Source organism: Erythrobacter sp. HI0063 (genome assembly GCF_001635685.1).
Classification (GTDB): domain Bacteria; phylum Pseudomonadota; class Alphaproteobacteria; order Sphingomonadales; family Sphingomonadaceae; genus Qipengyuania.
Window position 1 is genome coordinate 53129 of sequence record NZ_LWFF01000235.1, and the last position, 18011, is coordinate 71139.

General features: G+C 60.7%; 15 protein-coding genes, 1 tRNA gene and 1 pseudogene. 6 read left to right on the forward strand and 11 right to left on the reverse strand.

Annotation, left to right across the window (positions count from 1 at the left end; genetic code table 11):
- Positions 1-65 precede the first annotated feature (65 nt).
- From A3736_RS07800 to A3736_RS07825, 7 genes and pseudogenes are all read right to left on the reverse strand, one after another.
- Complete coding sequence (locus tag A3736_RS07800) at positions 66-971, reverse strand: 3'-5' exonuclease (RefSeq protein WP_067681311.1); 906 nt, start codon at positions 969-971, stop codon at positions 66-68.
- A 183-nt stretch (positions 972-1154) separates the two neighbouring features.
- Positions 1155-3707 carry a relaxase/mobilization nuclease domain-containing protein gene (locus A3736_RS07805; protein WP_067681314.1) on the reverse strand — a complete coding sequence of 851 codons (2553 nt, stop codon included), beginning with the start codon at positions 3705-3707 and terminating at the stop codon, positions 1155-1157.
- Positions 3704-4093: a hypothetical protein gene (locus A3736_RS07810; RefSeq protein WP_067681317.1), complete on the reverse strand. Its 390-nt coding sequence runs from the start codon at positions 4091-4093 to the stop codon at positions 3704-3706. Before A3736_RS07810 ends, A3736_RS07805 begins: the two co-directional genes overlap by 4 nt.
- Before the next feature lie 343 nt (positions 4094-4436).
- On the reverse strand, positions 4437-5078 hold the full coding sequence (locus tag A3736_RS07815) for a hypothetical protein (RefSeq protein WP_067681320.1): 642 nt from the start codon (positions 5076-5078) through the stop codon (positions 4437-4439).
- Between the two features lie 210 nt (positions 5079-5288).
- Positions 5289-7193 carry a hypothetical protein gene (locus A3736_RS07820; protein ID WP_067681323.1) on the reverse strand — a complete coding sequence of 635 codons (1905 nt, stop codon included), beginning with the start codon at positions 7191-7193 and terminating at the stop codon, positions 5289-5291.
- Positions 7194-7208: 15 nt separating this feature from the next.
- Positions 7209-7364: pseudogene (locus tag A3736_RS18260) on the reverse strand (DUF6538 domain-containing protein); the annotation flags it as partial.
- Positions 7365-7504: 140 nt separating this feature from the next.
- Positions 7505-7578, reverse strand: a tRNA-Gly gene (locus A3736_RS07825).
- Between the two features lie 169 nt (positions 7579-7747).
- Here A3736_RS07825 and A3736_RS07830 point away from each other — a divergent pair.
- From A3736_RS07830 to mmsB, 6 genes are all read left to right on the forward strand, one after another.
- Positions 7748-9262: a CoA-acylating methylmalonate-semialdehyde dehydrogenase gene (locus A3736_RS07830; RefSeq protein ID WP_067681326.1), complete on the forward strand. Its 1515-nt coding sequence runs from the start codon at positions 7748-7750 to the stop codon at positions 9260-9262.
- A 5-nt stretch (positions 9263-9267) separates the two neighbouring features.
- The gene (locus tag A3736_RS07835; RefSeq protein WP_067681371.1) at positions 9268-9588 is read left to right on the forward strand and encodes an I78 family peptidase inhibitor; all 321 of its coding nucleotides are present in this window, start codon (positions 9268-9270) and stop codon (positions 9586-9588) included.
- Positions 9589-9639: 51 nt separating this feature from the next.
- A complete protein-coding gene (locus tag A3736_RS07840) occupies positions 9640-10785 on the forward strand; it encodes an acyl-CoA dehydrogenase family protein (protein ID WP_067681330.1) in 1146 nt (381 codons plus the stop codon).
- A 6-nt stretch (positions 10786-10791) separates the two neighbouring features.
- Positions 10792-11844, forward strand: coding sequence for an enoyl-CoA hydratase/isomerase family protein (locus A3736_RS07845; RefSeq protein ID WP_067681333.1), 1053 nt, complete (start codon positions 10792-10794; stop codon positions 11842-11844).
- A 93-nt stretch (positions 11845-11937) separates the two neighbouring features.
- Positions 11938-12735 carry an enoyl-CoA hydratase-related protein gene (locus A3736_RS07850; RefSeq protein ID WP_067681336.1) on the forward strand — a complete coding sequence of 266 codons (798 nt, stop codon included), beginning with the start codon at positions 11938-11940 and terminating at the stop codon, positions 12733-12735.
- A gap of 259 nt (positions 12736-12994) precedes the next feature.
- The gene (gene mmsB, locus A3736_RS07860) at positions 12995-13867 is read left to right on the forward strand and encodes a 3-hydroxyisobutyrate dehydrogenase (protein ID WP_067681342.1); all 873 of its coding nucleotides are present in this window, start codon (positions 12995-12997) and stop codon (positions 13865-13867) included.
- Here the strand turns inward: mmsB and A3736_RS07865 are convergent.
- From A3736_RS07865 to gcvH, 4 genes are all read right to left on the reverse strand, one after another.
- The gene (locus A3736_RS07865) at positions 13858-14598 is read right to left on the reverse strand and encodes a hypothetical protein (protein ID WP_067681374.1); all 741 of its coding nucleotides are present in this window, start codon (positions 14596-14598) and stop codon (positions 13858-13860) included. The genes mmsB and A3736_RS07865 overlap by 10 nt on opposite strands.
- A 13-nt stretch (positions 14599-14611) precedes the next feature.
- Positions 14612-16288, reverse strand: coding sequence for an aminomethyl-transferring glycine dehydrogenase subunit GcvPB (gene gcvPB, locus A3736_RS07870; RefSeq protein ID WP_067681346.1), 1677 nt, complete (start codon positions 16286-16288; stop codon positions 14612-14614).
- Positions 16285-17646 carry an aminomethyl-transferring glycine dehydrogenase subunit GcvPA gene (gcvPA, locus tag A3736_RS07875; protein ID WP_067681350.1) on the reverse strand — a complete coding sequence of 454 codons (1362 nt, stop codon included), beginning with the start codon at positions 17644-17646 and terminating at the stop codon, positions 16285-16287. The genes gcvPB and gcvPA overlap by 4 nt, the downstream gene beginning before the upstream one ends.
- Positions 17647-17705: 59 nt before the next feature.
- Positions 17706-18011, reverse strand: a 306-nt coding sequence (gcvH, locus tag A3736_RS07880) for a glycine cleavage system protein GcvH (RefSeq protein WP_067681353.1), incomplete at its 5' end; no start/stop codon positions are given.

An 18011-nucleotide genomic window follows, 5' to 3' on the forward strand; every position in this document is an offset into this window, starting at 1 on the left:
GCGTGGCTCGCGCAGAAAGCGCGATGCCAGCGGTCAGGAATGGGAGATGAGAAGCGTCTGAGCTTTCAGAACCGGTGACGGTTTACGGCGTCGAGCTGCGAGCCGATGGGCTCGGGAAGTTCAGCCTGTGCGAACGCGGCCTTTTCGGTGAAAAAGTCGTCCATCGGGACATCTTTCCACCAGACCTTGCGGTTTGGATCCCAGCTATATCCGCGCGCCTTCAACAAGTCCTTCGCTTCGTAGGGCGCGCCCTTTGCGCGGACCCGTACCGCGCCGTCATCCGACGATTGCAGAAGGCACTGAAGGTAGGTCCGCTCTTTGGTTTCATTGTCCACGCCGTCGACCAAGCGGGTCGGGAGCTGAAGAAGCTGGAACAGCGCCCAGACATCGATCTCAGCACGATGCCCGTCGAAGAAGGCGCCGTGGTCCACCAGCAGGTGTTCCAGCTTTCGGCACGAATGCCCGAACGTGGCCCATGGGATCTCGAAGCAGGAGCAGGCCCACGGCATCGTCGCGGTCGTCGGAAATTGCCGGTCGACGAAAGCGACATCGAACCGAGCATTGTGCGCAACCACGATATGGCATCGCTCGAGCGTTCGAAGGATGATCTTCTCGTCGAGAACTTGGCCCGCCAGATCATCATCGGTCAGACCGGTCAGCTCGACGATTTCCGGTTTCAGGGGACGGCAGGGATCCTGGCGCCAGGATTTCGGTTTCGAATGTCCGATCACGCAGCCGTTCTGATCGACCGCCACATGCATCATCGCCAGTTCGATGATCGCATCGGTCGTCGGATCGAGGCCTTCGGTCTCGACATCCAGAATGGCGATCCTACGCCCGCCTTCCGGCAGATCGTCAGGCAAATTATCGAACGGCTTCGGCAGCCTTTCGAGTACGCGGTAGTCGGGATGGTCGCGCAGCAGCGCGGCCGCGGCGGTTACATCCGCCGTGCGAGAGAACGGTCTCGTCATGGGTAATCTCCGATAAGGATGGTTCATGACTGATCGAGGCCGAAGGTCCGAGAGCGACGCTCTCTATTTTCCCTTCAACCTCTTTCGGTCACAAACTCGGCTCCTGCCGGGTCTTCTTCTTTCGCCGCTCCTTTGGTGTGGGGCGGCGCCTTCCTTTGCAGCAATCGAACGTAGATGATTTCGCTATCGCGAATGACGACGCGCGAAAGCTTTTTGAGCCGGTGTCATGTTCTTGATGAGCGTTTCATCTACCACCAACGTGGGACTCATGTCGGGCGCCATTTCGATCGCACCTTCCACGATCATCTGTTCGCGTTGGTCGAGCCGATGAAACCATGTGGAGCGTTTGCCGCCTTTTCGCGCTTTCTTGAGCAAGCGTTGGGCGAGCTCCTGCCGAGCGATCGTGAGATCGTGCAAGGTGTGAGGTTCACCGGAAAGTACGTAGGCTTCGATGTCCGGATCGGTGCTTTCGATTTTGGGCTTGCCTCGATTGACGGCGCTTCGGAGGAAAACCGGATTTTCGTTTTCACGCTGAAGAGCAATCGGGGGCCAATCGCGTCGTCCTTTGTACACCACCCCGTCGTCTGTGATCGTAGCCTCGCCACGTTCAATCAAATTCAGCAATATGCCTCGCTCGGCTTCCTGGTGGAAATACTGCGCCATCAGAAAGCCCTGAAGGCGGGGACTTGAAAGATCTTCCGGGTTTGCGTCCAGAGCCTTCTGTACCCATGCAATGGACTGGCCGGTTGGTTGCTCGTAATCTTGGACGAGTTCGTCGCGATGGTCGGGAGCATTCTGAACGCGGATCATCGCGCGACGATCATTTGGTCGAAGCTGCGATGCCGTATCGATCCTGTCACCTTTAGGTATATTGGCATCCATAACCTTGTTGACCACACGGTCGTTATAGCGTTTCGCCCCCTCCGCATCGCGAGCATTAAGCGCCTTGGTCAATTTCTCGATACGACGCCACAGGGGATGTGGCGGCGGTTGGCCATCAAGACTGGAAGAGGCCGTCCCTACACGGAAGCCATTGATCCTCTTCCGTTGTTCTTTATCGCCGAAGACAATTCCTTCCTGCGCCGCGAGACGACAATATTCCGCGATGTCACGCTTCGATCCGAAGATTTTGAAATCTTCGCCCCATTTCAGCTGAGCCAGTCTCAAGGCCTGCAACTTGTCCGCGCCCTTCATGATAGTGATGAAGGAGCGATATTCGATAAATTCGAGCCTACCCTGCTTTCGCCACTGATTTGTATCCCAGTATCGGGTTCTCGCGTACCCTGAATAAAGCTCGATCATCTGGTCGAAGCGCTCGATGTCGAGCTGCCACGCGATGGCCTCCGCCTGATCGCGGAGAGACGGATTGGGATTCTGCTTCGCCCGTTCTTCCTTACGGCGGTTTTCGTTCAGTTTGGACTTTTTTGCGTGATCAGCCCTGGCTCTACGCGCCACTTCTCGGATCTGTCGATTGACCTCATGCCGGTCCTTCACTCGCATTTTACGAAGGTTTTCATCGGCGAGTTGAGCGATACGTTCCGCTTCGGCATCGACGAGGCCTTTAGCGTTCCGCCGGACCTCGGCGTCGGCCTTGTCTGCCTTCTTCATCGTGAAGCGCGGGCAAATGAAAGGTCGAAGCAGCTCCGGACGCGAAGGAGGATAAAAGGTCTTGCGGAACCTGCCGGTGAGCTCGGTCATGCTTGCCGTGCTGATTGCAGCGCTCGCAGCGATATGGCGATCATCGCCCAACATCAGGCGACCGTTTCCTCGGTAGTCCACGTACCGGACGCCGATCATGGCGAGACTGTCGTGCAACTCGTCCCAGGACTTAGCTCGTTTGATGCGCGGTGCTATCATCAGCTTCGCGACCCGTTCATCGTCCCATTCCGGCGCCTCGATTTCGAGACCCTTTGACTCGGCACGAAATCTTAGCCACCCCTCATCCGCATGATCGGCAGCCTCGTTGTCGGCCATTATAATCAAGCGATTGTGTCGCACCGAATTCGCTGCCGCGGGATCTACCTCGTAACTGCGTGAAGCGACTCGTTGGCCTCTCCAACGATCGTAGATCGCCTCTTCATCCGCGACGAAAAGCGCGTTGGGCTCGGGATATACGCCATTCTCGAAATCGATACTCGCGGCGAGCATATGCAGCGCTTCGACGTCGAACCCCTTATTGATCTGGAATCCTTTCCCGGTCGCGGGATTAACGGTCAGTATGACAGCATGGAAGTGACGGTGATCTGTATCGCCATGTTCGGTCAACGAAATCGAAGCAGCTGGACCGTACAAGCGTCGCAAGTGGATCATGACCTGATCCAGTCCGGCAACAGGATCGGCGAGAATAACGTGGCGAAGATGGGAGGGGTCGGCATCAGCCATCAACACCACTGCGCGCTCGGTAAACTCTTCGACCTCGATATCGTCGTCTTCGTGGCCGAAAACGGATCTCGTGCGCACCGCGCGTAATTTTTCACCGGGCTTCTTGCTTAGGGTGTAGGCGAGAAGCGTGCGGGCGGCTTCGTCGATTTGCGCTTCAGTCTCCTCGGCGAAAGCATCGTGTTTCACCGGCACCGGTTCTTGCCCTTGCCGTAGCACACCAAGTTCAAAACCGATATCCTGATCGGTCGAATATTCCATCACAGCCACCACAGCTCGGGTCATGGCCCGACGGCTTGCCTCGATACCGAGCTTGCTCTTGAGCTTGTTTTTGCGTGCGGTGCTCTTGACGATCATGGCTTTGTGCGCCCGATCCCTGCCGCGTCGAGCAAATGTTGCGCCATCGTGCGGTTCAGCCCACGCACCGCGAAAGTGAGTTCGGCGATTTTAACGCCTAAATCGTCCAATCGCTCGGTCTCGCCCTCGTATCGATTGATGGTCCGGGCATTCGGATCGAGGTGCTGGGCCAATGCGCGTGCAACGCGATCGACATTCTGAGTAGCTGTAAGTGCCGGATGTGGGGTGAGACGGGCCGCGACCAAATCGCGGATCAATTCGGCCCGCGAACCTAAACCCACTGCTACATCGAGTTGATCGACCAAGGTCTGCTCCATTCTGACCTTGACGACTACCATCTTCGAAGCGTCGGACTTCTCAACCGCGCTGGACTTCCTCTTGCTCATACCCCCTGCACCTTAAGGCCGAAGGCCGAGAGGTGCTCCAACGGACGGGCCCTCCCGTCCATCCTGCACAAAATCGAAACCCTTTTTGACCTGTACATTGGCCGCAAAGGGTTTGTAAAAGCGCCGCAAGCAAGCATCGTTTGGCGGGCCGAAGGATGTCGATTGCCATTGTTCGGCAAAAGATCGAGTGGCACACGCCGCCAATTCGCCAAAGGTTGATAAAAGTTCGCCACAAGGCGCCGATGTTTTGCCTTCGTCACGCGAAATTCGGTCGCCAAGAGACAGCAGAGCTGCGGAGATCGGCGGCCAATTTTTCTTTTGGGTGGAAGTTCGCAATGGCGACCTACTGCGCATCGACCCACTCCAGCGCAGCACGACAATCGTCTGGCACCTTTATTGCCCGCCAACCACCTTCGACCTGGCCGAGAGCGCGTTTCAGCTCGGCGACGTCGACCCCTTTGACGTACGACATCAGAACGGGCTTGAGGAGGTTTTCCTTATCAACCTGATCTCGCACCATTGTGAATATACGAGGCCTTACAGCGTTCGCTGGCGGGGTGATCGGGGATGGCGTCGATGCCAGTCTCGGCTCGATCGGCGCTGTCGGAACTGGGATCGGCTGCGGTTCAGGCATTACATCGGCCTGTGGTAAGTCACTAATTTCCCGATTGGGTTTGGTCGACGTGGCTTTCCTTCCCGAAGTTTTAAATGAACGCCTCTCGATTTGTTCTTTTTCGAGACCTTGGCCGACCTTGATAAGCTCCTCCAGCGTTCTTAATGCCGCGCGCTTCAGCGCGACGTTATGATCGTGCTTCAGCTTGGTCGCCACGTGCTCGGCAACCGTCTTGTGGCGGTCATAGGGGAAAACCCTGCCAACATCTTTGAATCTATCGCCGTTCAGGCGTAGCCAACGACTTTGAGCATCGGCTGTGGTGCCTCCGTGGAAGAGGCTGGCCATATCGAGTTCTTCAATGTAGATTTCCATTGTATCGGCTCCCGGCCTTGTGGCCTCAAAATTGGTTACCGAAACGTTATAGGATGGGGTTAACAGATGCCCAAAGGGGGGGGCTGAGTTCTAACTCGCGGTTCGCAAAAGCCTCTCCTACCTTTGCAAGGTACCTTCGCCAGCCCAATGGGTCGAACTTCATATGAGCAAGGACCCGTCGGCTAAGAAAGGCAGATGCAACTATATCATTCAAGCAAGAAAATGTTTCGCTGCGTTGCGACCTAATGCCGATCCAACTCGCGAACGTTTGTTGATTGGCAACAAGGAAACACTGGTTGGCTTGGGAACATGAGAAGTAACGCTCAGAACCTGCTGTTGGAGCACCGCCATCCGCTCGGCTAACTCCTTTTCTTCGCCCAGCGCGAGTGCGCGCCGATTGTAATTTTTGGCGCCTGTCGTTCGACCGCTGTGCCCCACATGGCGGGCCAGCAATGCCTCGCTAACCCCTTCCCCTGCCATCGCGCTGTAGTGAAATGTCCGTTGCGAGTGAAAGTCAGCGTGCTTCCCATCCGAGGTTTGAGGAAGCGGTGCAATCGCATGAGCTGCATCGATGATATAGCGCCATGCCGTTCCATAAAACCTCGGTCCCCCTGGCTTCATCCAGCGGACGTACCCTCGCTCCTTGTTAATCTTTCCGTAAAGTTCCGGAAAAAGCCTGTCCCAGCCTTCTTCTTTGATCGCGGCCACATAGTCGGCAAATCCAAGCCGCAAGAGCTCAGTGTGAAGGGGCAAGGCTCGACGACGTGACGAACGTTTCAGACCCCCTGGCGTTTTGCCGTCCTTACTCTTGGTCATGTTGGCTCGTACCAATACGTAAGGGGTTACAGCATCTATCTCGACGTCTGCGAGTTCTAAACCGCATGCTTCTTCACGAGACATTCCTGCATATGTGCCCAGCAACGGCACCCAGTAAGCCGCGTCCTGATAAACCATCGGGGTTTGAGCCGGCTTGACGCGTGCGTTACAACCGCCACCTCCCTGCCATAGCGGAAGGCCGTAGATCGCGACGAGATTTTTCTCGGTCAGCGGCATGCGTTTTGGGTCGGAGTCGTCAGCCTCGATGCGTTTACGCGCCTCCTGAAAATTCATGACCATTCCAAAACCATGCCGGTGCATCCAATATGTCAACTTCAGGATATTAGATGCCGATTGGAGCTTCGTCAGGTGACTGTTGATTGTCCGATCACTGCGGCGCTTCGAAGGATTCAAAATTGGATAGGAGGCAGGGTCAAAAGGCTCTGCCATAGCTCCCTTGACCTGTAGACGCCCCCAATTGAAGCCCTTCGGAATACGCCGGAGGCGGCGGACATACTCCTTGATGTCGGCGGGCTCATAGTCCGACATCGCTTTGTCACCCGTCAGCCAGGCAAATACTTCAAGCATGTGGCGGGTTTTCCCATTATCGGGCTGCCAATTGTGATCCTCGAACATTGTTTCATGAAGCTCTTCAAGCTGTTCACTGAAACGTACGTTGGTAATTTTTGCGAAGAACAGGTTGCCTCCACTGACCGTTGCAATTTCGGGCTGGCTGACTAGCGGCATTTCATCATCGACATGATGGGTTGGTGGTGCGGCGATCGTCTGGGCGACGTCGGACCAGTTTTCATCGAGCAAAGCAATCGGGCTTAGTCGTGCAATATCAATACCTCTTGCGTGCGCCTCGCCGACCCGAAGATGAGCCTCTGCGTAACCGCGTAAGAGATGTGATCGGCCCTCCCTGCAAGTTCCATCGTTCACGGGAGCGCCAAGCGCTTGAAGATCTTCTTTTGCTGATGTTCTGCTAACGCTCATTGGTGTCACGAGGAACTGTAGCACCTTCCATAACAGCATGATTTCCGGCGGTGTCCATCGGTCGTCTATTTCGCTTTCGACGATCTCGTGAGGGATCGCGGCTGTATCGTGTGGTACTCTGGCGACGATGCGATAAGCTGCCGCCATAACCTTATGATTGTGGCGATCGGCTCGCGAAGCCAGCAGGGGCGCCGTGAGATGCGCCGTGGCTCTAGCTAGCTCGTCTTCCAACCCTTTCTTAAAAAGCGCATGCTGTTCGACAACAGTAAGGTGACAGCGATCAAAATTATGAAACTCGAACATAAGCAGCTCATCCCATCTCGCGGCAAGCAGACGAGCGAGGCGGCGCGCCTCGTCCGGCCTGGTCGTGCCCAATGCGATGCTTATAGGTTGACTACATTTGTAAGCGGAAGGGAGACGTCTTCGAAAATGATATCGAGCGCCACGCCTCACGAGATAGCTCTGCTGTCTCATCTCAGGCTGCGCACGCTCTGTATCGCACGCGGGAGCGATTAGAACTTCGGCTGATGTGACCAGCCGTGTGAGAAGCTAAGGGTGAAGAAATTCGCACTGCCGCCTCCAGATGGCGGTTTTCTGCGGTTGTTTCAGAAGAGTGGAGCGGGTAGCGAGAATCGAACTCGCGCGTCCAGCATGGGAAGCTGGCAGGCTACCATTACATCATACCCGCGTACCGGCGCCCTTTGCCGTGCGGGATTGGTTGCGTCAATCGGGATCGAGACGTCGAACGCATCAATGATGGCCCGAAGGCGGAACGGGCGCGCTCGGCAGGCTTTGACAGGGGGAGAGCTTGATTTCGCGCCGCCGTCCGGCAAGAGCGCGACCCAGAGGAGAATACAATGCGTCATATCGATCACGTCATTTCCGGCCATTCCGGTGGCCCGAACGGCAGTGGCGGCGGCAGCGGCCGCTCGCACAAGGTCTGGAACCCGTCCACCGGCGAGGTTCAGGCCGAAGTGCCGCTTGGCGATGCCGATCTGCTCGCAAAGGCGGTCGAAGTCGCCAAGAAGGTTCAGCCCGAATGGGCCGCAACCAATCCCCAGCGCCGCGCCCGCGTGATGTTCGAATTCAAGCGGCTGGTCGAAGAGAACAAGCAAGCGCTCGCCGAACTGTTGTCGAGCGAACACGGCAAGGTTGTGGACGACGCGCATGGCGATGTGCAACGCGGCCTCGAAGTGATCGAATACGCCTGCGGGATTCCGCAGGCGCTCAAGGGCGAATACACGCAAGGCGCGGGGCCCGGCATCGACGTCTATTCGATGCGCCAGCCGCTCGGCATCGGGGCGGGCATCACGCCGTTCAATTTCCCGGCGATGATCCCGATGTGGATGTTCGGCATGGCAATCGCGGCGGGCAACGCCTTCATCCTCAAGCCCAGCGAGCGCGATCCGAGCGTGCCCGTGCGCCTCGCCGAACTGTTCGTGGAAGCTGGCGCGCCCGAAGGCCTCTTGCAGGTCGTCCATGGAGACAAGGAAATGGTCGATGCCATCATCGATCATCAGGACATCGCCGCGATCAGCTTCGTCGGATCGAGCGACATCGCGCAATATATCTATTCTCGCGGCACCGCGAACGGCAAGCGCGTGCAGGCCTTCGGCGGCGCCAAGAACCACGGCATCGTCATGCCCGACGCCGACCTCGACCAGGTGGTGAACGACCTTGCAGGCGCAGCCTTCGGCTCGGCTGGCGAACGCTGCATGGCGCTGCCCGTGGTGGTTCCGGTGGGCGAGGATACCGCCGATCGCCTGCGCGAAAAGCTGATCCCCGCTATCAACGCTCTGCGTGTCGGCGTCTCGACCGACAAGGACGCGCATTATGGCCCCGTCGTCACGCCCGAGCACAAGCAGCGCATCGAACAATGGATCGACACCGCCGAGAAGGAAGGCGCCGAGGTCGTGATCGACGGGCGCGGCTTCTCGCTTCAGGGGCACGAGGACGGCTTCTTCGTCGGCCCGACCCTGCTCGACCGGGTGACCACCGACATGGAAAGCTACAAGGAAGAAATCTTCGGCCCCGTGCTTCAGATCGTGCGCGCCAAGGATTTCGAGGAGGCGGTGCGCCTGCCCAGCGAACACCAATACGGTAACGGCGTCGCCATTTTCACGCGTAACGGCCACGCCGCGCGCGAATTCGCGCACCGGGTCAATGTCGGCATGGTCGGCATCAATGTGCCGATCCCGGTCCCCGTCAGCTATCACAGCTTCGGTGGCTGGAAGCGTTCGGGCTTCGGCGACATCGACCAGTACGGGCAGGAAGGCCTGCGCTTCTGGACCAAGACCAAGAAGGTCACCCAGCGCTGGCCGGATGGCGGCGGGGACGGATCGAACGCCTTCGTCATCCCGACGATGGGATGATGGCGATGCGCGAGACATCCATCATCGCTGCAGCCCTTCCGCTCGCTCTCGCACTGGGCGGTTGCGCAGCGACGCAACCGGGCGGTCCGATCGAGGACCGCGAGGCAGGCGTCACCAGCGGCAGCGAATGCACCGCCGAGCGCACTGAACGCTTCATCGGTCAGACCGCTTCGTCCGACACCGGAGCGGCGATCCTTGCAGCGACAAACTCGCGCACGCTGCGCTGGGGGCCGCCCGACAGCATGTTCACCATGGATTACCGCCCGGACCGGGTCACCGTGATGTACGACGCCCAGTCGCGGATCACGGAAATCCGCTGCGGCTGAGCACGGCTGCGCCCCTTCCCACCGACAATCTCCCCCGCTAGAGCCCCGCCCATGACCGGACAATTCCAGCTTACTTCCGACCAGCTCGCCATTCAGGAAATGGCGCAGCGCTTCACTGCCGACAACATCACGCCCCATGCCGGGGAATGGGACCAGACCAGCCATTTTCCCATCGACGTGATCAAGCGGACCGCCGAACTCGGCTTCGGTGCGATCTATGTCAGCGAGGAATCGGGCGGCATCGGCCTGGGGCGCCTCGAAGCCGCGCTGATCATGGAGGCGATGGCCTATGGCTGTCCCACGACCAGCTCTTTCATCTCGATCCACAATATGGCGAGCTGGATGATCGACCAGTTCGGCGGCCAGCACGTGAAGGACAAATACCTTCCCGACCTCGTCACCATGGACAAGGTGGCGAGCTACGCCCTCACCGAACCCGGCAGCGGATCGGATGCGGCGGGCCTCAAGACCAGCGCGGTGCTGGACGGCGATCATTACGTCCTCAACGGCACCAAGCAGTTCATTTCGGGCGCGGGATACAACGACGTCTATGTCGCCATGGTCCGCACGGGCGAGCACAAGACCAAGGGTATCACCTGCCTTGTCATCGATAAGGACACGCCCGGCGTCAGCTTCGGCAAGCCTGAAAAGAAGCTCGGCTGGAACGCGTCGCCCACTGCGCAGGTGATCTTCGAGGATGCGCGCGTGCCGGTCGAAAACCGGGTGGGCGACGAAGGCGAAGGCTTCCGCTTTGCGATGATGGGGCTCGATGGCGGTCGCCTCAATATCGGCGCCTGTTCCCTGGGCGGGGCGCAACGCTGCCTCGACGAAGCGATCAAATACACCAAGGAACGCCAGCAATTCGGCCAGCAGATCGCCGATTTCCAGAACACCCAATTCATGCTCGCCGACATGGCGACCGAGCTGGAATCGGCGCGTGCCCTCCTCTATCTCGCCGCCGCCAAGGTTACCGATGACGCGCCCGACAAATCCCGCTTCTCCGCCATGGCTAAGCGGCTTGCCACCGATGGCGGATCGAACGTGGTCAACAATGCGCTGCAATTGTTCGGCGGCTACGGCTATCTCAAGGAATACCCGATCGAACGCTTCTGGCGCGATCTGCGCGTGCATTCGATCCTGGAAGGCACCAATCAGGTCATGCGCATGATCGTGGGCCGGGACCTGCTGCGGCAGTAAAGACATATGACAGACGACATCTTGATCCATACCCATGGCCGGGTCGGCCATATCTCGCTCAATCGTCCCAAGGCGCTACACGCGCTGACGCTGGACATGTGCCACGCGATGAGCGCGGCCCTTTCGAAATGGGCGGATGACGACCAGATCGAGGCCGTGATCCTCGATCATGCAGAAGGGCGCGGGTTCTGCGCGGGCGGGGATATCAACCTGCTGCGGCATTCCGCGCTCAACGATGGCGGCGCGAGCGGGCGCAAGTTCTTTCACGACGAATATCAGCTCAATCATCAGATGATGACTTATGCCAAGCCGATCGTGGCTTTCATGGATGGCGTCACGATGGGCGGCGGGGTTGGCATCGCCTTGCCCTGCAAATACCGCGTCGCGACCGAGAACACGCGCTTCGCCATGCCCGAAACGGGCATCGGCCTTTTCCCCGATGTCGGCGGCGGCTGGCACCTCTCGCGGCTCGGCGGGCGGCTCGGCCAGTTCCTGGCGCTGACCGGCGCGCGGCTGGACGGGGCGGAGTGTTTGTGGGCGGGTCTCGCCACGCATTACCTGCCCAGCGAAATGGTGGCCGAAGCCAAGGCGCGCATCCTCGACAAGCCGGGGCGGATTGCAGGCGTGCTTTCCGAAATGGTCGGCAGCCCACCCAAGGCGCGGATCGAGGAGAATGCCGACAAGATCGCGCGGCATTTCGCGTCCGACAGCTACGAGGATATCCTCGCCAGCCTGGAAGCTGCCGATACAGATTGGGCGGCCAAGGAGCGCGACACGCTCGGCACCAAGAGCCCGCAGACCTGCAAGGTGGCGCTACGCCAGCTGAAGGAGAGCGCCGATCTCACCGATTTCGCCGACAATATGCGGATGGAATACCGCATCGCCAGCCGCGTTCTGGTGCGACCCGATTTCGCCGAGGGGGTGCGCGCGGTCATCGTCGACAAAACCAACGATCCCAAATGGAACCCGCCCACGCCCGAAGACGTGAGCGAGGAGCTGCTCGACAGTATTTTCGCCCCGCTTCCCGAAGGCGAGGAATGGACGCCGCTGTCCCCCTAGCTCCGTCATCCCTGCGCAGGCGGGGATCCAGCGCGACGGAGCGCCGACCTACCCTAGATCTCCGCCTGCGCGGAAATGACGAGAGGCAGAAAAATGGCCGATTACGAAACCATCACCGCCGAAACCGATGCGCAGGGCAAGAGCGGCGTCACCCTCATCACGCTGAACCGCCCCAAGGCGCTGAATGCGCTTAACTCGCAGGTTCTCGAAGATCTGATCGAGGCCTTCGCCGCCTATCAGGCCGACGAGACGCAGCTTTGCGCCGTCCTGACCGGATCGGGCGAAAAGGCCTTCGCGGCGGGCGCGGACATCAAGGAAATGAGCGAGAAGGAAGCGGCCGACTTCTATCTCCAGGATTTCTTCGCTCCCTGGACCAGCGAGATCGTGAAGAAGACCCGCAAGCCCTGGATCGCGGCGGTCAACGGCTTCGCCTTGGGCGGCGGATGCGAGCTCGCCATGATGGCCGATTTCATCATCGCGAGCGAAAACGCCAAGTTCGGCCAGCCCGAAATCAATCTGGGCGTTGCTCCGGGTATGGGTGGATCGCAGCGCCTGACCAAGGCGATCGGCAAGTCCAAGGCGATGGAAATGTGCCTGACGGGCCGGATGATGGGCGCCGAGGAGGCCGAGCGCAGCAATCTGGTGGTCCGCGTGGTACCGCATGACGAACTGCTGGCCGATGCGCTCAAGACCGCCGCGACAATCGCCAGCAAGCCGCCCATGGCAGCGATCGCCAACAAGGAAATGGTCAACGCCGCCTTCGAGACCTCGCTCGATCAGGGCCTGATCGTCGAACGCCGCATCTTCCAGATCCTCGCCGCAAGCGAAGACAAAAAGGAAGGCATGGCGGCCTTCGTCGAGAAGCGCGAGGGTAAGTGGAAGGGTCGGTAATCCTCAAAGGCCTTGGCCTGTTGATATTCGGCGCGATGTTTGTCTGGTTCGGTATCGACGGTTGGCGCCATCGCCGACAAGAACGGATTTCCCTTATCGAAGCAGCTATTCTCAAGGCGGGCGGAGACGACAATCCATTACCGCTGAATCGATGGGACCGGATGATGGCATATGTTCAACCGGTCCTGATGCTCATATTCGGACCGATGATGATACTGTTAGGGTGCTTGGCCCTTTTTGGCCTGACTGGAGAGAGAACATGAAAATCGCCTTCATCGGCCTCGGCAATATGGGCGGCGGGATGGCCGCGAATCTCGTGAAGGCGGGGCATTCGGTGAACGCCTTCGACCTGAGCGCGGACGCGCTCGACGCTGCGAAGGCGAATGGCTGCACGCCCTTCACCGATGCGGGCGAGGCCTGTGCGGATGTCGAGGCGGTCGTCACCATGCTGCCCAATGGCGAAATCGTGAAGTCGGTCCATGAGGGCAGCGTGATCGGCAAGGCACCGGCAGGTGCAGTGCTGCTCGACTGTTCGACCATCGACGTCGCTACCGCCAAAGAGACCACCGCAGCTGCCGAGAACGCGGGCTATGCGATGGTCGATGCGCCCGTTTCCGGCGGGATTGCGGCGGCGAATGGTGGCACGCTGACCTTCATGGTCGGCGGCAGCGAGGAGGCGTTCGAGCGGGCGAAGCCCGTGCTCGAAGCGATGGGCAAGGCAGTGATCCACGCAGGCGATGCAGGCGCGGGGCAGACGGCAAAGATCTGCAACAACATGCTGCTCGCCATCACCATGATCGGCACGTCCGAAGCGATGAAGATGGCCGAGAAGCTGGGGCTGGATCCGCAGAAATTCTACGAGATCTCGTCGCAGTCCTCGGGCTATAACTGGTCGCTCAACGCCTATACGCCACTACCCGGCGTGGGCGTCGAGAGCCCGGCGGACAACGACTATCAAGGCGGCTTCGCGACCGCGCTGATGTTGAAGGATCTGCGCCTCGCGATGGAGGCCGCCGAAAATTCCGATGCCCCCGTGCCGCTGGGCGCGCGTGCCGCCTCGCTTTACGAGGATTTCGCGGGTGCCGGAAATGGCGGGCTCGATTTCTCGGCGATTATCAAGACCTACAAGTAAGCGCTGTCGATCAGGTCGATCACCCGCGCGAGCCATTCGCGCGGCGCTTTTCTGCGCCCGATATCGGCGACGAATTCCTGCCCCCGCGCCACGCTTTTGAGCCGCCCGCCCGGCAGCCAGCGATCCGCGCGGTCGTGATAGCTGAGGCCGCCGGGTTTGAGCCATCGGGGTCGGTTCCAAAGGCTCGGCGGGCCTTCGGGCACTGTCAGGCGCAGCGCATCGCACGCGGTCTGCGCCACGCGCCCCGGCCCGCGATAGATCGTGTCGTTCTTCCCATGCATGGCAAGTGCGTGCGGATGACCGAGCGTGACGAGATCGTCGGGCACGCCGTCTGCCAGCGCGACCATCTCATCGACCTTCAGATATCCGAAAATGCGATGATGCGGTGTTTCGCCCTTCTTGCGGAACAAGCCGAAGAAAACGAACACGTCGCCCCGCCGCACCCCCTGATTGGCAAGATGGGTCTGCGCCGCGCCGACCTGCCCGAAAACGCAGGTGCCGTTGTCGAGAAACATCGGATCGTGATGGCATAGATCGTCCGGCCCGACCCGCCCCCGGCTCGCGCGCGAGGCATGGTCGCCCAGCCCGAGATCGGCATAGCTGGTGCGCGAGGCCGCGCCTGCCGGGATCGGCAGGCTGAGCGGAAAACCGCCGTTCGGGCCATCCACGATCGGCGAAGGCCCGCCGTCCGATCCGCTGTCGAACCCCTTGCGGCTGAAGACGATCCTCATGCCGCGCGGGACGTCACCGACCGCCGACCTCGCTTCTGACGGCGCGGCCACTCGGCGCGAGCTCGCCTTCCCAGGCCAGCAGGGGCTTCCTCGCCGCCTGCGTCTCATCCAAGCGTCGGCGCGGGGCATAATGCGGCGCGCCCTTCATGCTCTCATCGCCCGCCATCGCGCGTTCGGCCACGCTGCGCAGCGCCATGATGAACTGGTCGAGCGCGGCCTTGCTCTCGGTCTCGGTCGGTTCGACCAGCATCGCGCCGTGGACGACGAGCGGGAAATACATCGTCATCGGATGATACCCCTCGTCGATCAGCGCCTTGGCCAGATCGAGCGTCGAGAGCCCTTCGGCAAAGCCCTTATCGCCGAACAGCGCCTCATGCATGCACGGCCCGCTATGCGCGAATGGCGCGTGCAGCAGGTCTTCGAGGCTGCGCAGCACGTAATTGGCGTTGAGCACCGCGTCTTCGGCGACTTGCCGCAACCCATCCGCCCCGTGGCTGAGGATGTAGGTCAGCGCGCGGGTGAACATGCCCATCTGCCCATGAAAGGCAGTCATCCGCCCGAAACTGCGCATCTTGCCACCGAAATGCTCTTCGGAGAAGTTGTCCGCGTCCTCCTCTTCGACCAGATGCACCACGCCGTCCGCGGTTCGCGCGGTATAGGGCAGCGGTGCAAACGGGCTGAGCGCTTCGGACAGCACCACCGGTCCCGAGCCCGGACCGCCGCCGCCATGAGGCGTCGAAAAGGTCTTGTGCAGGTTGATGTGCATCGCATCGACGCCGAGATCGCCGGGGCGCACCCGGCCGACGATGGCGTTGAAATTCGCCCCGTCGCAATAGACGTAACCGCCCGCCGCATGGACCGCGTCGGAAATCGCCTTCATGTCGCGCTCGAACAGGCCGCAGGTGTTGGGATTGGTGATCATGACGCCCGCAACATCCGGGCCGAGCCGGGCCTTGAGCGCTTCCAGATCTACACGCCCGTCCGAATTGGCGGGGATGTCTTCCACCCGATAGCCCGCAAAGGCGGCGGTGGCGGGATTGGTCCCGTGGGCGCTTTCAGGCACCAGGATGACTTCGCGCGCGTCGCCCTTGGCTTCCAGCGCGGCGCGGATACACAGGATACCGCACAATTCGCCATGCGCGCCCGCCTTGGGGCTCATCGCAACGCCGTGCATGCCGGTGAGCTTGATGAGCCAATGCGCCAGCTCGTTCATGACCTCGAGCGCCCCGCGCACCGTATCGACCGGTTGCAGCGGATGCACATCGGCGAAGCCCGGCATCCGGGCGACCTTCTCGTTGAGGCGCGGATTGTGCTTCATCGTGCAGCTGCCGAGCGGGAAGAGCCCGAGATCGATGGCATAGTTCTGGCGGCTTAGGCGCGTATAATGGCGCACCGTTTCCGGCTCGGTCAGGCCGGGCAGGCCGATCGGTTCGTTGCGCGCGAGAGTGCCGAGGCGGCTCGGCACGTCCTCCGCAGGGGTCGGCTCTGCCGGTTGTTCGACGCCCGCCAGATCGAGCCGCGCGGCGAAGCCGAAATCCACGCCGGTGGTCTCGGTATTGCCGATCTCGAAGATCAGCGGCTCTTCCAGCATCAGCGCGCGGTTTCCGGTGACGGTGTCCGGCCCGCTGACGGCATTGTGGCCTTCGACCGGAGTACCGGGCTTCCAGCCGGACTTGTTGGGCGCGTTCATGCCAGAACTCCTTCCAGAGCGGAGGCGAGCGTTTCGATATCCTCCTCGCTCGTCGTTTCGGTCACGGCCACCAGCAGGCCATCGGACAGCGCATCCTTGCCGGGGAACAGGCGGCCGAGCGATACGCCCGCCAGCACGCCGTCATCGGCCAGTTTGCGGACCACCGCGCGCGCATCCTGCCCGATACGGATGGTGAATTCGTTGAAGAACGCGTCGTTCAGCACGCTCACGCCCGGCACCTTCGCCAGCCTGTCCGCCGCGATGCAGGCGAGGCGGTGGTTCTCCGTCGCCAGCGCGCGCAGGCCCTTTTCGCCCAGCAGCGTCATGTGGACGCTGAAGGCCAGGGCGCAGAGGCCGGAATTGGTGCAGATATTGCTCGTCGCCTTCTCGCGCCGGATATGCTGTTCGCGGGTCGAAAGCGTCAGGACGAAGCCGCGCTTGCCTTCCGCATCCACCGTCTCACCGCACAGGCGGCCCGGCATCTGGCGGACATGCTTGGCATCGCGCACTGCGAAGAGGCCGAGATACGGTCCGCCGAACTGAAGCCCGACGCCGATCGCCTGGCCTTCTCCCACCACGATATCGGCGCCCTGTTCACCGGGCGATTTGACGGCTCCCAGAGCCACCGGCTCGGTATTCACGACGATCAGCAGCGCGCCCTTGTCATGCGCGGCATTGGCAATTTCCTGAAGGTTCGGCAGGCGGCCGAGGATGTCGGGATATTGCACGACCACGCAGCTGGTCTTGTCGTCGATCCGGGAGATCAGGCCGCCATTGTCGGGTTCGGACTGCAAGGCAGGGTGCGCCCCGGCAATCTCGTCCTCGGTGAATTTCGCCATGGTGCGTACAACTTCGGCGTAATGGGGATGCAACGCGCCCGAAAGCACCACGCGATCGCGTTTGGTGATCCGCGCCGCCATGGCCACCGCTTCCCAGCAGGCGGTCGAGCCATCATACATCGACGCGTTCGCCACGGCGCAGCCGTAGAGGCGCGCGACCTGGGTCTGAAATTCGAACAGCATCTGGAGCGTGCCCTGCGCGATTTCCGGCTGGTAGGGCGTGTAGGCGGTCAGGAATTCGCCGCGCTGGATGATGTGATCGACGCTGGCCGGAACGTGGTGGCGATAGGCCCCTGCCCCGAGGAAGAACGGCGCGTCGGCTGCGGCGAGGTTCTTCTTGGAAAGCCGCCGCATATGCTTTTCGACCGCCATTTCGCTGGCATGCATCGGCAGGCCTTCGATCGGGCCGCCGAGCCGCACTTCTTCGGGAACGTCGACGAACAGATCGTCGATCGACGAAGCGCCGGTTTTTTCCAGCATTGCCGAACGGTCGGCATCGGTCAGGGGTAGGTAGCGCATGTTCTATTCCCGTCGTCCCGGCACGAGACCGGGCTGTGCATTTCCAAGCTGGCTTCGGTTCAAAGCCCGTCGCAGAAGCTCTTATAGGCGTCGGCATCCATCAGGCCGTCCAGTTCGCCCTTGTCGGCGATGGTCAGTTTGAAGAACCAGCCGGATTCCTCGGGCGAAGAATTGACCAGCGCCGGATCCTCGTCGAGCGCATCGTTCGCTTCGGTCACTTCGCCGGTGATCGGCGCATAGACGTCGCTCGCCGCCTTGACGCTTTCGACCACGGCGGCATCCTTGCCCTTCGCGACCTGGCTGCCGACATCGGGCAGTTCGACGAAAACGATATCGCCGAGCTGGTCCTGCGCATAGGCAGTGAT

Excerpts from the sequence above, each read along its gene's own strand:
- A3736_RS07810 (WP_067681317.1), bottom strand. The coding sequence starts at position 4,093 with ATGAGCAAGAGGAAGTCCAGCGCGGTTGAGAAGTCCGACGCTTCGAAG.
- gcvPA (WP_067681350.1), bottom strand. The coding sequence starts at position 17,646 with ATGCGCTACCTACCCCTGACCGATGCCGACCGTTCGGCAATGCTGGAA.
- A3736_RS07815 (WP_067681320.1), bottom strand. The coding sequence starts at position 5,078 with ATGGAAATCTACATTGAAGAACTCGATATGGCCAGCCTCTTCCACGGA.
- mmsB (WP_067681342.1), top strand. The coding sequence starts at position 12,995 with ATGAAAATCGCCTTCATCGGCCTCGGCAATATGGGCGGCGGGATGGCC.
- gcvPB (WP_067681346.1), bottom strand. The coding sequence starts at position 16,288 with ATGAACGCGCCCAACAAGTCCGGCTGGAAGCCCGGTACTCCGGTCGAA.
- A3736_RS07800 (WP_067681311.1), bottom strand. The coding sequence starts at position 971 with ATGACGAGACCGTTCTCTCGCACGGCGGATGTAACCGCCGCGGCCGCG.
- A3736_RS07845 (WP_067681333.1), top strand. The coding sequence starts at position 10,792 with ATGACAGACGACATCTTGATCCATACCCATGGCCGGGTCGGCCATATC.
- A3736_RS07840 (WP_067681330.1), top strand. The coding sequence starts at position 9,640 with ATGACCGGACAATTCCAGCTTACTTCCGACCAGCTCGCCATTCAGGAA.
- A3736_RS07835 (WP_067681371.1), top strand. The coding sequence starts at position 9,268 with ATGCGCGAGACATCCATCATCGCTGCAGCCCTTCCGCTCGCTCTCGCA.
- A3736_RS07850 (WP_067681336.1), top strand. The coding sequence starts at position 11,938 with ATGGCCGATTACGAAACCATCACCGCCGAAACCGATGCGCAGGGCAAG.
- A3736_RS07820 (WP_067681323.1), bottom strand. The coding sequence starts at position 7,193 with ATGTTCGAGTTTCATAATTTTGATCGCTGTCACCTTACTGTTGTCGAA.
- A3736_RS07830 (WP_067681326.1), top strand. The coding sequence starts at position 7,748 with ATGCGTCATATCGATCACGTCATTTCCGGCCATTCCGGTGGCCCGAAC.
- A3736_RS07805 (WP_067681314.1), bottom strand. The coding sequence starts at position 3,707 with ATGATCGTCAAGAGCACCGCACGCAAAAACAAGCTCAAGAGCAAGCTC.
- A3736_RS07865 (WP_067681374.1), bottom strand. The coding sequence starts at position 14,598 with ATGAGGATCGTCTTCAGCCGCAAGGGGTTCGACAGCGGATCGGACGGC.